The 15,522-nt window shown below is 73.8% G+C and carries 7 protein-coding genes; 1 reads left to right on the forward strand and 6 read right to left on the reverse strand.

Annotated elements, in window-relative coordinates; all coding sequences use genetic code 11:
- Window position 1 precedes the first annotated feature (1 nt).
- A complete protein-coding gene (locus AB8O64_RS33135) occupies window positions 2-2,488 on the reverse strand; it encodes a galactose oxidase-like domain-containing protein (protein WP_370423367.1) in 2,487 nt (828 codons plus the stop codon).
- The gene (locus AB8O64_RS33140) at window positions 2,485-3,945 is read right to left on the reverse strand and encodes a glycosyltransferase family 39 protein (RefSeq protein ID WP_370423368.1); all 1,461 of its coding nucleotides are present in this window, start codon (window positions 3,943-3,945) and stop codon (window positions 2,485-2,487) included. The genes AB8O64_RS33135 and AB8O64_RS33140 overlap by 4 nt, the downstream gene beginning before the upstream one ends.
- Window positions 3,946-4,355: 410 nt before the next feature.
- On the opposite strand from AB8O64_RS33140, the gene AB8O64_RS33145 reads away from it, so the two are divergent.
- On the forward strand, window positions 4,356-5,624 hold the full coding sequence (locus AB8O64_RS33145) for a glycosyltransferase (protein WP_370423369.1): 1,269 nt from the start codon (window positions 4,356-4,358) through the stop codon (window positions 5,622-5,624).
- A 15-nt stretch (window positions 5,625-5,639) separates the two neighbouring features.
- Here AB8O64_RS33145 and AB8O64_RS33150 read toward each other — a convergent pair whose 3' ends face one another.
- The 4 genes from AB8O64_RS33150 to AB8O64_RS33165 form a co-directional block, all read right to left on the reverse strand.
- A complete protein-coding gene (locus AB8O64_RS33150) occupies window positions 5,640-7,118 on the reverse strand; it encodes a DUF6777 domain-containing protein (RefSeq protein ID WP_370423370.1) in 1,479 nt (492 codons plus the stop codon).
- Between the two features lie 119 nt (window positions 7,119-7,237).
- A complete protein-coding gene (locus tag AB8O64_RS33155; RefSeq protein ID WP_370423371.1) occupies window positions 7,238-8,623 on the reverse strand; it encodes a serine/threonine-protein kinase in 1,386 nt (461 codons plus the stop codon).
- Window positions 8,624-9,044: 421 nt separating this feature from the next.
- Complete coding sequence (locus AB8O64_RS33160; RefSeq protein ID WP_370423372.1) at window positions 9,045-11,666, reverse strand: condensation domain-containing protein; 2,622 nt, start codon at window positions 11,664-11,666, stop codon at window positions 9,045-9,047.
- A complete protein-coding gene (locus tag AB8O64_RS33165; protein WP_370423373.1) occupies window positions 11,663-15,448 on the reverse strand; it encodes an amino acid adenylation domain-containing protein in 3,786 nt (1,261 codons plus the stop codon). The genes AB8O64_RS33160 and AB8O64_RS33165 overlap by 4 nt, the downstream gene beginning before the upstream one ends.
- Window positions 15,449-15,522: the final 74 nt, after the last annotated feature.

A 15,522-nucleotide genomic window follows, 5' to 3' on the forward strand; every position in this document is an offset into this window, starting at 1 on the left:
GTCAGTGATGCCCGCGGCTCCCGCCCGGAGCGCCCCCGCTGTCACCGCGGTCGCAGGCGACGCCACTGCGGTCGGTGTCGAGGCGGTGCCGGTCACGGCCGTGGACCTTCAGCGGCCCGAAGCCGCGCTCCCGCAGCCAGTCGCACCGCCCGCCCGCCTCCGTCCGGGGGAACGTCCACGGCACGCACTGGCCCACGTCGCCGTAGGCGTGGTCGCAGCCGTCATAGCCCTCGGGGACGGTGACGCCCGACTTCTCCTCGGCCTTGCCGTGCTGCGGATGCGCCCCGGGGCGCGGCGCCGCCAGCTCGTCGGCGAAACGCTGCACCCGCGCGGCGGCGATCTGGCCCTGCGGCCCGACGCGCACCCAGCGGGACACCGACGGCACGCCGGCCGCGTCGACGACCGAGAGCATGTACCAGCCGGGCGGGGCGAGGTTCGGGTTGCTGGTCAGGCTGAGGTCGATGGTGGTGCCGTCGACCGTCATCGGCAGATCCACGTACCGCTGGTTGGGGTCGGAGGAGTGGGTGACGGCGGCGGGCCGGATCAGCGAGGCCTTGACCACCGGCTTGTCGACCGTGATGCGCCGGGTGCTGCCGTAGGCCCAGGTGCCCGGCGCCACCGAGGTGATCCGCGGCCGGGCGCCCTTGAAGAGGTACGGCGGGCTGAAGACCGAGAGACGCTGGTCGAAGGAGCCGTTGGCGGGGTTGTCGCCGACGCTGAGCACCCGGCCGTCGGGCAGCAGGACCGAGGAGGAGTGGTAGGTGCGCGGCACCGGGTCGGTCGCCAGGTGGGAGGCGAAGGTGTTGGTCGCCGGGTCGTACAGGGACGCCTCGAAGACCGGGTCCTCGCGGTAGGTGTGCAGCGCGCCGCCGGTCTCCAGGACCTTGCCGTCGGGGAGGATCACCGCCGAGGCGTAGACCTTGCCCTCCGCGCCCTTCTGCCTGCTGCCGTCGGCGTAGGTGCCCTGGGGCAGATCGGGGCCGGGCAGATAGCGGGGCGAGGCGGCCTTCATGTCGATCAGGTCGACGAGCCGGTGCGCGTCGGGCGCGACGGTGTGGTTGCCGCCGCCGAGGGTGAGCACCTTCTGGTCCTGGGCCGGGGGCAGCAGGAGCGACATCGACTGGTCCCGCTCGTCCTTGCGGCGCAGCCCCGGGATCTCGGTGACGGTGCCCTTGTCGTAGTCGTAGACCGAGGCCCCGGTGGTGCCCAGCCCGCCGCCGAAGACATGGCTGCCGGTGTAGAAGAGCCGGCCGTCCTGGAGGAGGATCATCGCGGGGTACAGACCCCAGAAGGTCCATGCCTGCTTGGCGTCGCCGATGCCGAGCCAGCGGCCGCGCGCCGCGGAGTAGTGCTCGTTGACGACGGTCCCCGCGGAGTCCTCGCCGAGCCCGCCGAGGGAGAGCACGTCGCCGTTGCCGAGTTCGGTGGCGGAGGGGTACCAGTGGCCGGCGTTGAGGTCGTTGATCCTGGTGTACCGGTCGGTGGCCGGATCGAAGACGTAGGACACCTTGAGGCCCCTGTAGCCGACGCTGCCGTCGGGGGAGGCGTAGTCCTTGTTGCCGCCCATCACCAGCACCCGCCCGTCCGGGAGCTGGACGTGCCCGGCGCAGAAGAAGTCGTCGGGCGTCGGCACATCCGTGAAGGTCTCGGCCACGGGGTCGTAGACGGAGGTCTTGAAGGTGCCGGCCCTGAAGGCCTCCTCGTCGTTCCCGGAGCCCGCGATCAGCAGCACCTTGCCGGTGTGCAGCAGCACCGTGTGGATGGCCCGCAGGGGTGCGGGGGCCTTCTTGACCTCCCACTGCCCCCGGCAGTCGGGGGTGCCGGCGGGCGCGCAGGGGTCGGGTTCCGGCTCCGGCGGCGGGACCGTCGTGTCCACCATGGAGTAGTCATCCGTGATGAGTGTGCCTACGCCGTACAGCGCGGCACCCCAGGTGATCTGATCGGTGTTGTCCGGGACGACTGGTGTACGAACCTCGGTGCGTGTGTACGAGCCGGCCTGCGGCAAGGTCTTGAGGTCGGTCCAGAACACCCAGCCCGCCCGGGTGTCGTGGCGGAAAAGGGTGAGGGCGACGTCGGGCGAGGTGGACCGGTACCAGAGCGACAGATCGTACTGATGGCCCGGGACGGCCTTCGGCGCGCAGGCGTCCTGGCGCATCATCGTCTTGCGGTCGCCCCCGGCGCGCCGGGTCATGTCGATGCGGACCGCGTGATCGCCGCTGTGGGCCTGGTCCGCGCCCGTGACGGTGTACGTGACGTCCTGGTCGCCCCAGCCGGCCTTCTCGAAGCAGCGCGGGAAACCGTCGCCGTCGAGCGTCTCCAGACCGGAGTTGGTGACGAGGTCGTCCGCCGCCCGCGCCGGCTGCGCGCCGGGCTGCAGGACCGCGAGGCCCGTGGCGAGCAGGGCGGTGACCAGCAACAGGGCTCTGACCTTGGCCCGTTGGAGCCGTCTGGACAGATGGTGGGTGCCGTACGGGTGGTGCGAGGTCATCCATCCCCCTTCATGACCTTGAGTACCTCGATCCGTCCGCCGCCCTCCCCGAAGGTCGCGACGGCCTCGGAGTGCGCGAAGAGCGCGCGCAGGGTGGGCAGGTTGTCCCGCTCCCCGCGCAGCGCGGGGGTGGAGAGGACGTAGTCGACGTCGCGCCAGCCGCGCGTCAGGGACCTGGCCACGGCGGGGTCCTGGTCGAGTTTGTAGTGCCAGATCACCCGGCCGGGGCTGAAGCCGGCGTCCACGGCGTCCAGCCACAGCACCCCGTCGGTGACCACGCGCGCCCGGGACACGTCCCGGACGTGGCCGGCGTGCAGCCACGCGGCCGCCTGGTGGTAGACGTCGTTCTGGGTGGCGGTCAGGGCGTGGCGGCCCTGGCGGATGTGCCCGGGCCCCGCGGCGAGCAGCACGGCCGCCAGCAGGACCGCGATCGCCGGCAGCCGCCAGACGTGCCGTGCGGGCAGGGCACGGACGAGCGCGTGGGCCGCCCCGGCGAGGGCCAGCGCGAGGAAGGGCAGGAGCTGCACCACGTACATCTGCGGCAGATAGCCGCCGGGGCGCAGCGCGACCAGGACGAGGACGACCACGGCGACCGCGACCGGCCGTAGTCGCCGGACGAACAGGCCGGCCACGGCGGCCGCGCACCCTCCCGCCAGAAGCAGTGGATCACTCGATATCCAGCCGTCGACCAGGGTGTTCGCGTCCGTGCCGGTCTGGAGGACCGAACCGCTGCCCTCGCGACCGCCGAGCTGGAAGCGGAGCGTGCCGAGGAGGGAGACATGCCCCGGGCCCGGCAGCAACTCGCCCTTGAGGAGGGCGTACAGCGGATAGAACAGCACGGTCAGGACCAGCCCCGAGCCGAACCCGGCGAAGGAGAACGTACGCGTCCTCGGGTGGCTGCCCTGCCGGAGTGCGAGGAGCAGCGCCGGCAGCAGGACGGCGATCGTCTCCTTGGAGAGCACCGCGACGGCGAAGGCCGCCCCGGCGGCGATGTGGTGCCACAGATGGCGGCGGGGTGACAGGGCGAGGGCGAAGGCGGCCAGGGCCCAGAGCGTGGCGAACCCGTCGAGATAGATCTGCCGCTGCAGGGAGATCGCGAGCGGGGAGAGCCCGAAGAGCAGCATCGCGCCCGCCGCGGCGCCGCGGCCCATCCCGGTGCGCCGGGCCACCGTGTGCACCAGGAGCGCGGTGCCGGCGACGACGACGAGCATGGCGGCCCGGCCCTGCACGAAGGCCGGTGAGTCGGGCAGCAGGGCGGCGGGCAGCCAGGAGAGCGCGGCGAGCTGTATCCAGCCGAAGGGCGGGTGGTCGTACCAATACGTGTAGTGGGCGAGACCCTTGCCGTGCCCGACCGCCCACGCCTGTGCGAGATAGGTGCCCTCGTCGTCATTGGGGAACGGGTAATTGCCCATGTTCCAGGCCCGCAGAGCGAGGATCAGAATCAATAGGAAGGTCACCGGGAGGAAATCCCGGCGAAATATTCTTCGGCCATGGGACGGAGGCGTTGATTCCTGTCCCTGCGTGCCCGAGTCGGCCACCGGCCGAACGCTCGGTAGCAGCGCGGCATTCCTCACGACGGTGCCTCCCCGGGGCCCGGTCGGGCCGACGACGAGACAGAGTGGCACACCTTGCTGGCACATGACAGCAGGAAACGAGCCACGACGATCCGGGCACCCACCGCAGGTCAGACGGCATGCCGCAGAATCATGAATTCCGCATCACGTATTCCCCGCCGGGACCCGCGGGGCGGTCCGCACGCGTGAAGTTGTGGATACCACCCACTGGTTACGGCATTGCCGCGAAAAGACCGCTGCTGCTAGCTTCCTGGGGTCATGGGGGAGACAAACGAAAATCGTGGGGGGAATCCATGGTCTCCATGGTCCTGTTACTGGACTCGGCGATCCTCATGGCCGTCGCCGGTGTGACGTTGTGGTGGATGATGCACGCGTGGCGCACGCCGGACGTGCTGGAGGCCACGGCGTTCGCCGAACCCGACGGGCGGCACGGCCTGTCCTTCTCGCTCCTGGTGCCCGCCCGCCACGAGGAGGCGGTACTGCGGCACACCGTCGAGGGAATGCTGCGCATCGACCACCCCGCGTACGAGATCGTGGTGATCGTCGGCCACGACGACCCCGGCACCTCGGCCATCGCCCATGAACTGGCCGCCGAACACCCGGACAAGGTCAAGGTCGTGGTGGACACCCACGAGACCAAGAACAAGCCCAAGGCGCTGAACACCGCGCTGCCGCACGCCGGCGGCGACATCGTCGGCGTCTTCGACGCGGAGGACATCGTCCACCGCGAGCTGCTCAGCCACGTGGACTTCGCCTTCCGCCGCGAGAGCGCCGACGTCGTGCAGGGCGGGGTGCAGCTCGTCAACTACGACACCAGCTGGTACAGCCTGCGGAACTGCCTGGAGTACTTCTTCTGGTTCCGCAGCCGCCTTCATCTGCACGCCCGGAAGGGCTTCATCCCGCTCGGCGGCAACACCGTCTTCGTCCGCGCCGGGCTGCTGCGCGAGACGGGCGGCTGGGACGGGAACTGCCTGGCGGAGGACTGCGACCTGGGCGTCCGGCTCTCCAGCCGGGGGGCCAAGGTCGTCGTCGCCTATCACGCGGCGCTCGTCACCCGGGAGGAGACGCCCGACTCCCTGACCTCCCTGCTCAAACAGCGCACCCGCTGGAACCAGGGGTTCCTTCAAGTGCTGCGCAAGGGCGAGTGGTGCCGGCTGCCGGCGTTCCGGCAGCGGGTCCTCGCCCGGTACACCCTCAGTACGCCGTTCCTCCAGGCCGCGACCGGGGTGATGATCCCCGCCGGCCTGATCGTCGCCCTGATCGGCGGCGTCCCGCTGCCTTTCGCGCTGGCCGCCTGGCTGCCGATGCTGCCGATGGTCACGATGATGGTCTTCGAGGCCGTGGCCCTGCACGACTTCGGCCGCGAGTACGGCTTCGCCATCCGCCCGGCGCACTACCTCAAGCTGATCGCCGGTGGCCCGCTGTACTCGCTCCTCCTCGCCGCCGCCGCGCTGCGGGCCGTTTGGCGCGAGTACACCGGCCGGGCCGACTGGGAACTGACCTCACATGTCGGTGCCCATCTCGACCTCGACCGGCGGGAGACGGCCGGCACGGCCCGTTGACCGGGGCGGGGCCGCTTATGTGCTCGGCGGTTCGGCCTTGGGCGGTGTGCGGGGCGCGGGCGGCAGTTGCTTGTCCGCGGTGGGTTGTTGCACGGACGGTGGCTGCCGGTCGGCCGTGGGCTTGGCGGCCGACTGCGGCGGAGGCTTGGGCGGGTCCACCGGCTTGTACGTCGGCTTGTACGTCGGCGGGTTCACCGGTTTGTTCACCGGCGGGTCGACCGGCTTGGTCACCGGCGGGGGCTGCCCGGTCTTCCGCGGCGGAGTCTGCGGCGGCTGTACCGACTTCTGCGGAGGCCGTTCCTGGCTACCGGCCGTCGGCACCCGGCCCCCGGTGGACGCCGTGGACGGCGGCTTGGTGCGGGCGGACGGCACGGCCGGTGCCGTCGGCACGGCCGCGGTGGCCTTCGGAGGCTTCGAGGTCGTCGGCGGCCGGACCGACGACGGCCCGGTGCCGGTCGGCGGCTTGGACGACGTTCCCTGAGAGGGCATTCCCTTGGACGGTGTCCCCTTGGAGGGGGTTCCCTGGGGCGGCGTTCCCGGGCCCGGCGGTGAGGAGGGCGTTCCGGACTGCGGCGTGGAAGCGGACGGCGCCGGCGGGGAGGGCGTGCCCGATTCCGGCGACGGGGTGCCGCTGCCACCGCCCGTGGGCGTGGGGAGCAGGGCCGACGGGGTGGGCACGGGGAACGGCTGGGAGTCCTTCGAACCATCGGTGCCGGTCCCGCGGTTGAAACCCTTGGTCGGCGCGTAGGGATCGACGAGCGGGACGGCCGTCAGCGGCCCCTTCTCCTTGGGCCGTTCCTTGATGACCGTGATCTGGACGTAGGCGAAGCCTTCCCAGCGCTTGCCCTTGTACGAGGACGCCTTGTAGTCGACGTTGGTCTCCGGCTGCCGCAGCGGGTTCCCGCAGTTGCACTTGACGGCCGGCCGCGCGTAGGCGTCGACGAGCACCGCGACGCCCGCCTGGAGGACCGACAGATATCCGGTGATCTCGCCGTTGCCCTTGTAGTTGTGGTTCTTGACCAGGGTGTCGTGGAGCAGGACCACCGGTGTCAGCTTGTCGATGTGCGCGGCGAGGTCCCGGGGGTCGATGTCGCGTGCCGAGCTCCAGGCCTTCGCCTTGGCGCTGTCCCGGGTGAGCTCCTTGACCAGGGCCGCCTTGTCGCAGTGCGCGACGTTACGGGTGCCGCCGAACGCGCCGCGGCTGTCGCCGGCCAGCTCGCCGCCACGGCGGGCGGAGCCGACCCCCTTGAGGTCCGTGCCCGCGCCGGTGAGGAACGGGGCGTCGCCGACCACTCCCACGGCCTCCAGTGCGAGCTCGGCCGCCTTCTTCTTCTGGGGGCCCGTGCACCCCAGGGTGCCCGTCCCCCCGATCACGGCGGGCACGGCCAGCAGCGCGACGGCGCGCAGCAGCCGTTTGCGCCTGCGGGCACGCCGGGTGTCCGGCCCACCCGTCCCGCGCTCGGTGACTTTGTACGGAAAGGACCCCAGCCGCATGTGCGCACCCCCGAAAGCCGGTCTGTGATGTCGGTGATCAGTGACTCCCGGGCCCCGTCACCGGAGCCCCTCGCCTACCTCGCTACGTGTGCCCCTCGTCTGTCCCCACCCGCCTTCGCTCAGCCGTATCCGCAGGTCGGGACCCAGCCGCCGGGCGCGCACGTCGTGCCCGGGTTCCGCGTCGGCTCGGTGACGGGTGTGGTGGCCGCGGGTGTCTCCTGCGGTCCGGGCGTCGTGGACGGACGCGGCTGTGACTGTCCCCCCGAGGTGCCGTCCGACGGCCGGCCGGTCTCGGCGACCGTCCCACCGGTGCCGCCCGACGGAGTGCCGCCGTCGTCACGGGTGGCGATCACCGCGGCGGTGGCCGCTCCGCCGGCGAGCAGGAACGCCAGCACCGGACCGAGGATCACCATCGACTTACGGCGTCCGGTGGGGCGGGCCGGGCGCTGCGGATCAAGGAACGGCCGCTCGGGCTGCGGCGGGGTGGGCGGCCCGAAGACACCGCCGAGGCGGGGGCCGGGCGGTGCGGGCGAGAGATGCCGCACGGGCGGCCCGGGGGCGGGGACCGGAGACGGTACGGGTGACGGGGCGGGCCGTGGCACCGGCGCCGGGGAGGGGGCGGCGACGGCCGTACGGACGTACTCCCCGGTGTCCGAACGCGCCCAGCCCGGTGGCTCGGTGAGCCGCCCGGCCGCGACCGAGTCCAGCAGCCGCTGGGCCTCCACCGCTCCCATCCGGTCCCGCGGGTCCTTGCGGAGCAGCCCTTCGAGCAGCGGGGTGAGCGGGCCGGCCCGCCGTGGCGTGGGTGCCTCGTCCTGCACCACCGCTTGCAGGGTGCTCAGTGCCGAGGTGCGCCGGAACGGTGAGAGGCCCTCGATCGCCGCGTACAGGGTCGTGCCCAGCGACCACAGGTCGGAGGGAGTGCCGGGACGCTGGCCCATCGCCCGCTCGGGGGCGAGGAAGTCGGGGGAGCCGACGATGTCGCCGGTGTGGGTGAGGGTGCCCGAACCCTCGACCACGGCGATACCGAAGTCGGTCAGCACGACCCGGCCGCTCTCCTCGATCAGGACGTTGGCGGGCTTGACGTCGCGGTGCAGCACCCCGGCCGCGTGCGCGCTGCGCAGTGCCTGGAGCACCATCGACCCGATCCTGGCCGCCTCCTTGGGCTGGAGTACTCCTTCCTCCTCCAGCACATCGGCCAGCGACTTGCCGCGCACCAGCTCCATGACGATCCAGGGCCGGCCCTGCTGCTCGACCACGTCGTGCACCGTGATCACATACGGGTGGCTGATCCGGGCGGCCGCCCGGGCCTCCTGCTTCAGCCGCGCGTACAGCAGCCGGACGTCCGCCTCGCGCATGTGCTCCGGGGCGCGGACCTCCTTCGCCGCGACCTCGCGGTCGAGCAGTTCGTCGACGGCGCGCCACACCACCCCCATGCCACCACTGCCGAGCCGTTCGACGATCCGGTAACGCCCGGCCAGCAATGGACTTCGCTCCTCGTCCATGCCATACGCCCCCTTCCCGCGCGCACGACACCCCGAGCCGCGCGCATTCGGGCACACTCCCTCAGACGGCGGGACCGTCGATATCGTTCCCGCCTTCGGGAAATTCGCGGAATTCCCTTGCGCCCCTCCCGCAACGGCCCCTCTGGCCAGGGACTTTGGCCCTCTTTTACGCCGATCGCCCGTGCTTCCCGGGGAAGTTACCCGCCGGTCGATTCGCCCGCGGTCGGGCTTCCTTTACGGCCGACTATGGGAATACATCCTTCCGTGATGCTGATTCTTCGAGACGGCCGCGCAATACGGTGTATTCGGCAAGGAATTGCTCCCGCTCTCGCAGGGGCGGTGCATCATATTCTCCAAGCGGACCGACGCCGGAGGGGTGGCGGTCTCCTCACCGCCACCCCTCCGGATCCGTCCGCGCGCGTCAGTGGTCCAGCATCGCCGCGATCACCGAGCGCCAGTCCTCACCCGGCCGTTCGACCAACTCCTCCGCGAGAGCCTCCGCGCGGTAGCGATGGCGGTGCAGCAGGGGCACGGAGGCCGTCCCGTCCGCCGGGCGGATCCCGCCGGTGCTCCCCAGCAGCCGGTTCAGCTCGGTCGCGAACTCCTCCCAGCCGACATGGCCGCCGATGGCGTTCACCATGCCGTGCGCGGGCCGTTCGGCGCAGGTCACCAGGGCACGCGCCAGGGAGGCCGCGTGCACCCAGGGCGCCCCGGACCAGGGGTCACCGGACGCCGGGACGGCCCCCGCCGCGGGCAGCACGATCGGTTCCCCGGACCGGGCGGCCTGGAACAGCGCCCCCGTCGCGCCCCACCTCAGCTGGTCGCGCAACCGGGGGTGCGGCCCCCACACCAGCGGCGCGCGCACCGCGGTCGCCCCGCCGCGCCCCCCGGTACCCGCCGCCTCCCACAGCATCCGCTCGCAGTCGAGCTTGGCCCGCCCGTACGCGGTGAGCGGTTCGGCGGACGGCGTGTCCTCGGTGACCTCCACCACCGGCGGCCTGCCGTACGCGTCCACGCTGCTGACGAAGACGAACGAGCCCTGACGCCAGCCGTCCAGCAGCGCGCGCATCGCCGCGACGTCCACCTCGGGCGAGGTGAAGGTGCACGCGGAGTGGATCACCGCGTCCACGCCCGCGACCGCGTCCCGCAGGCTCCGCGGGTCCGCGAGATCGCCCTCGGCCACCTCGATCCCGTCGCCCGCCACCAGGTGCGCCGACTCGGGCCGCACCAGCGCGCGCACCGGCCGTCCCCGGGCCGCCAACTCCCGCAGGACGAAGGCCCCGACGCCACCGGTGCCGCCCGTGACCAGGACCGTGCCGGTCCTGGCGGGCCCCCGGCGGGCGACCCCGCCCGAGGCGGCCGTGGTCGTCCGCCGTCGCTGTTCCGCCCGCTCGTCCAGCAGCGCGGCGAGCGCGCGCGGGGTGCGGTGTTCCAGGACGTCCAGCCCCGTCAGCGGCAGGCAAAGCCGCTCCCGCAGCCGCTCCGCGACGCGGACGGCGAGCAGGGAGTGCCCGCCCAGGAAGAAGAAGTCGCCGTCGGGGCCGGGGTCGTCGCCCAACAGCTCGCCGAACACCGCCACGACGGCCTCGCCGCGCGTACCGAGCGGCGCGGTGGTGAGCTCTGCCTCGCGGTGGTCCACGCGGTCGGCCGCCCCGCGCGACAGCGGCCGCCCGGGATCCGACGCCACCTCCGTCAGCAGCGCGGCGAAGCCGTCCAGCAGCCCCTGGGCGGTCTCCTCGTCGAGCCGCCCCCGGTCGTACTGCACCAGGGCGCGCGGCCCGGTGCAGTCCGTGGCCTCCGCGACGTAGAAGCCGAGGCCGAACTTGGCCGTCCCCAGGTCGATGTCGACGGGCTCGCACTCCGTCCCGGCCAGGCGCAGCCCCGACGGCTTCGGCAGCACGTCGGCGGTGACGCCCACCAGCGGATTGCCGTCGTCGTCCCGGGCCGCCGCGCCGAGCCGGGCTGTGACCAGGTCGAAGGGGACGTCGCGGTGACGGTGCGCTTCGAGCAGGTCGTCCCGTACCCGCGACAGCAGCTCCCCGAAGTCGCGCACGCCGGACAGGTCCGTGCGGATCGCGAGGGTGTTGACGCACAGGCCGACGAGATCGCGCCACCCGGCCCGGTCGCGGTGGCTGCTCGCGCACCCGATGACGAGGTCCTCGCCGCCGGTCGCCTCCAGCAGCGTCGCGAACGCACCCGCGAGCACCACCGTGAACAGCGTGGCCTTGTGGTCCCGGCCCACCCCGCGCAGCCCTTCGAGGGTGCACGGCGTCAGGGGCGCGCCGATGACGTGGCCCTCGCCGCGGCCGCCGGCGGGTACCGCGGGCCGGGGCAGTGGCACGGGCCGGGCGCCCGCGAGCCGCTCCGCCCAGTACGCCGGCCCGGTGTCGAGCGTCGCGGCCGACTCCGCGCGCTCGCGGCGGGCGAAGTCGGTGTACCGCGGCGCGTCGGTGTCCGGCTCCCAGGCCCGGCCCTCCACGGCCGACCGGTACCGGGCGTCGAGTTCGCGGGTGATCAGGTCGAGCGAGCCGCCGTCCACCGCGATGTGATGGAACGTCAACAGAACGGTGTGGTCCTCGGGCGCGTGCCGCACACAGAGCACGCGCGGCAGCGGCCCGGCGCCCAGGTCGAACGGGCGCGCCGCCTCCACGGACAGCTCACCCCGGCCGTCACCGGTGGCGTCCACGACCCGTACCGGCACCGGTCCGGCCGCCATCACCTCCTGGTAGGGCTCGCCGTCGTCGTGTCCGTACCGGGTGCGCAGCACCTCGTGGCGGCGCACCAGAGAGGTGACGGCCCCGGCGAGGGCGTCCAGGTCGAGGGGGCCGCGCACCCGCGTCGCGAACGGCACGTTGTACAGGGCGCCGCCCTGGCCGAGCCGGTCCATCAGCCACATCCGGTGCTGGGCGTGCGACAGCGGCGCCGGGCCTTCGGCCCCGCCGGTCGGCGCGGACGCCCGGCTCGTGGCGGCGCCGGTCCGCCCACGCTGCCGGGCGAGGCGCAGCAGCGCCTCCTGCCGCGCGGCGTCGGGGGCGGTGGTCATCGGCCTTCCTCCCCGTCGGTCCCGACGTCCGCTCCGAAGCGGCCGAGGAGCGCTTCCTCGATCAGCGCGGCCTGTCCGGCCACCGTGGGCGCCGCGAAGAACTCGGCGAGCGACAGCTCGACGCCGACGTCCTCCCGCACGTCGTCCACGATGCCGAGGGCCAGCAGGGAGTGGCCGCCGAGCTCGAAGAAGTCGGCGTCCGGGGCGTCGACCGGGCGGTCCAGTGCCCGGGCCCACGCCTCGGCCACGGTCTGCTGGATGGGGGACAGCGCCGGCCGCGTGACCGGGGCTTCCCCGGCCCCGGCGGGCTGCGGAATGCCGGGCACCGGCTGTTCGGCCAGCGCGCGGCGGTCGACCTTGCCGGTGGCGGTCAGCGGCAGGTCGTCCACCACGGACCAGCCGTTGGGCAGCAGCTGCGCGGGCAGCCGTTCGGCCAGGTGGGCGCGGAGCGCGGCGACCGTGAGGTGTCCGCCGTCGACGGGCACGACGAAGGCGACCAGCCGCGCGTCCTCCGGCGTGGGCCGCAGCACGGTGACGGCCGCGTCCGCGACGCGCGGGTGGGTCCGCAGCGCGTGCTCGATCTCGCCGGGCTCGATCCGGAAACCACGGATCTTGAACTGGTCGTCGGTCCGGCCGTGGAAGTCCAGCACACCGTCCGGACGGGCCGACACGAGGTCACCGGTGCGGTAGATCCGTCCGGCGGCCGGGTGGTCGACGAAGCGTTCCGCCGTGAGGTCGGGCCGGCCGAGATAGCCCCGGGCGAGCCGGGGGCCGCCCAGCCACAGCTCCCCGCGGGTGCCCGCGGGCACCGGGGCGCCGTGCTCGTCGAGGACGTGCGCCGTCGTCCCGGCGACCGGGCGGCCGATCGGCGGCGGGCCGTCGCAGTCGGCGTCCCGCACCCGGTGGGTGGTGGCGAAGGTCGTGGCCTCCGTCGGACCGTAGCCGTGGACCAGCTCCAGCCACGGGTGCGAGCGCAGCACGCTCCGCGCGTGCCGGGCCGACATCGCCTCGCCGCCGACGAGCACGCCGCGCAGTACGCCGAAGACCGACGACCGGCGGTCGGCGAGGTGGTGGAAGAACGCGGTGGTCAGCAGGGCGACGGTGACGCCCAGCCGCTCCACGTCCCGGGCCAGCCCCTCCAGCGAGTGCCGGTCGGCGGTGGAGACGGCCACCGCCGCACCGTTCGCCAGGGCGACCCAGACCTCGAAGGGGGCCGCGTCGAAGGTCTGCGCCGAGTGGAACAGCACCCGGTCCCGGGGGGTGACCGTCACGAAGTCCGGGGCGACGGTCAGCCCGGCCACCCCGCGGTGGGTGATCGCCACGGCCTTGGGGCGGCCCGTCGAACCCGAGGTGTACATCACGTAGGCCACGGCGTCCGGGTCGTAAGGAGGGGGCGGTGCCGGGAGGTCCTCGTCCGGCCCCTGCACCGTGTCGGCGATCCCGGCCGAGGACAGCGCGAGCCCCTGCCCCGCCGGTATGCCCGCCGCCTCCAGCAGGTCCTTCTCGCCCAGCGTCAGAGCGACCCCGGCGTCGGCCAGCATCGCGTCCGTACGCGTCCGGGGATACGTGGGGTCGAGGGGGACGTAGTGGCCGCCCGCCCACCAGACGGCGAGCTGGGCGACGACGACGCCCACCGAGTGCGGCATCAGTAACCCGACCGGGGTGCCGGTCCGCACGCCCCGGGCGCGGAGCACACCGGCCAGTCGCCGGGCCGCGGCGGTCAACTCGCCGTACGTCAAGGTCAGATCGCCGTCCAGCACGGCGAGGTCCCTTGGAGACGCCTCGGCACGGGCGGCCACCCGCCCGAGCACACCACCGTCGGCCGGGGCCGCCGCGGCAGCCGCTGGAGGCGCGGCCACCGGCGCCGCATCCGCCGGGGGCGCCGACGGCTTGGGGGTAGCCGTCCGCTTGCTGTCCAGCAGCGCGGCCAGGCTGCGCAGGTCGGGCTGCCGCAGCACTTCCGGTGCCCGCAGCCGTACGCCGCACTCCTCCTCCAGGGCGGCCAGCAGCCGTGCGGCGGCGAGGGAGTCACCGCCGCTGCCGATGAAGTTGTCCCCGGGGCCGAGGTCCGGCCGGTCGAGCAGTGTACGGCACAGCCGCAGCACCAACTCCTGCGAACCGGACGCCGCGGCGTGCGCGGGGGCCGTCTCCCGCGGCGCCTCCCCGGCCGACAGCGCGGCGCGGTCGACCTTGCCGTTGGCGTCGAGGGGGAACGCATCGACGTACCGGACCGCCGCCGGTACCGCCTGCTCGGGCAGCCAGTCGCGCACGGCCGCCAGCAGTTCCGCTCCGGCCGGTGCCCGCCCGCCCGGGACGGGCAGGACGTAGGCGACCAGTCGTACCGCGCCGTCGGCTCCGGTCGTCGGCGCGACGACCGCCCGCCGGACCCGCGGGTCGTGCTCGAACGCCGCCTCGACCTCGGCCGGTTCGATGCGCACCCCGCGCACCTTGACCTGGTCGTCCAGTCGGCCGAGGAACTCCAGCACGCCGTCGGGCCGCATCCGCACCCGGTCGCCGGTGCGGTAGACCCGCCCGGTCCCGGTCATCCCCGCCGGCGGTGCCACGAAGCGCCGGGCCGTCAGTTCCTCGTCCAGGTAGCCCATCGCCAGCCCGGCGCCGCCGAGGAGCAGTTCACCGGGCTCGCCCCGGGGCACGAGGCGCCCGGAGGCGTCGGTGACACCGACGACCGTGCCGTCCAGCGGCAGCCCGATGGGCGGCGGCGCCCCGGCGTCCTCGCCGTCCGTGCCGTCGCCGTCCGCCGCGCCCGCCGGGTTCAGGGCGTGCGCGGTGGCGACGACGGTCGCCTCCGCGGGACCGTACGCGTTGTCCACCAGGGCGGTGACGTCCGCCGCCGGCCTGCGGCGCATCCGGTCGCCGCCGACCGAGAGGTGACGCAGCGCGGGAAGCCGCGGCCACGGCCGCTCGAACACGGTCTCCGCGAGCGGCGTCGGCAGGATCGCCACCGTCACCGCCGCCCGCCGCCACCAGTCCGTGAGCGCCTCCGGGTCCCAGCGCACCTCGTCCGGCGCGACGCTCAGCGCGCCTCCGGAGCACAGGGCGGCCCACAGCTCCAGGACGTGCGGGTCGAAGGAGACCCCCACCAGCAGGCTGTGCCGGTCGCCCGGGCGGGCGCCGACGCGGTCGAGATACCAGCGCAACCGGGCGGCGAGCGCGGCGCTGTCCACCGCGACCGCCTTGGGCGTGCCCGTCGACCCCGAGGTGAGCACGGCGTAGAAGGCGCCCTCGGGCGCGTCCGCCCCCGTCACCTGGTCGCCCGGCGCGAAGGCGACGACGGCCTCCGCCGCGTTGGCCCCTGCGACGGGCAGGGGCAGCGGCAGCCGCTCACCGGCGGGGTACGCCTCGGGCAGCACCTCGGGCGCCCCGACGAGCGCGGTCACGCGGAGCCCGCCCGTCACGGCGGCGAGCCGCCGGTCGCCCGGGCGGGGCCCGAGCGGGAGGTAGACGGCGCCGAGCCGGGCGAGGGCGACGGCCGTCGCGGCCAGGGCCGCGGAGCGGTCCAGGCACACCCCGACCAGATCACCGGGGCGCACCCGGGGGCGCAGCGCGTCGGCGACCCGCTCGGCCAGGGCGTCCAGCTCGGCGTAGGTCCAGCTCAGTTCCCCGTCCTCGACGGCGGTCGCGGACGCCTCATGGCGGACCCAGTGCTCGAACCGGGCCAGGACGTCCCAGCCGTCCGCCGGGGCGGCCGGGCCGTGGGCGACGCTGAGGAGCGGTTCGCCGTCCGGTGCGTTCGGGCGGGACGTGTTCTTGGCAGTGGTCATGATTCCTCTTGACGAAGTCGAAGGGGTCGCGCGGGCCGCGAACAGGGCGCGGGGCGCGCGATACGAGAGGGGCA

It is taken from the genome of Streptomyces sp. QH1-20 (assembly GCF_041283565.1).
Classification (GTDB): domain Bacteria; phylum Actinomycetota; class Actinomycetes; order Streptomycetales; family Streptomycetaceae; genus Streptomyces; species Streptomyces syringius.

Excerpts from the sequence above, each read along its gene's own strand:
- AB8O64_RS33135 (WP_370423367.1), bottom strand. The coding sequence starts at position 2,488 with ATGACCTCGCACCACCCGTACGGCACCCACCATCTGTCCAGACGGCTC.
- AB8O64_RS33145 (WP_370423369.1), top strand. The coding sequence starts at position 4,356 with ATGGTCTCCATGGTCCTGTTACTGGACTCGGCGATCCTCATGGCCGTC.
- AB8O64_RS33150 (WP_370423370.1), bottom strand. The coding sequence starts at position 7,118 with ATGCGGCTGGGGTCCTTTCCGTACAAAGTCACCGAGCGCGGGACGGGT.
- AB8O64_RS33155 (WP_370423371.1), bottom strand. The coding sequence starts at position 8,623 with ATGGACGAGGAGCGAAGTCCATTGCTGGCCGGGCGTTACCGGATCGTC.
- AB8O64_RS33160 (WP_370423372.1), bottom strand. The coding sequence starts at position 11,666 with ATGACCACCGCCCCCGACGCCGCGCGGCAGGAGGCGCTGCTGCGCCTC.
- AB8O64_RS33165 (WP_370423373.1), bottom strand. The coding sequence starts at position 15,448 with ATGACCACTGCCAAGAACACGTCCCGCCCGAACGCACCGGACGGCGAA.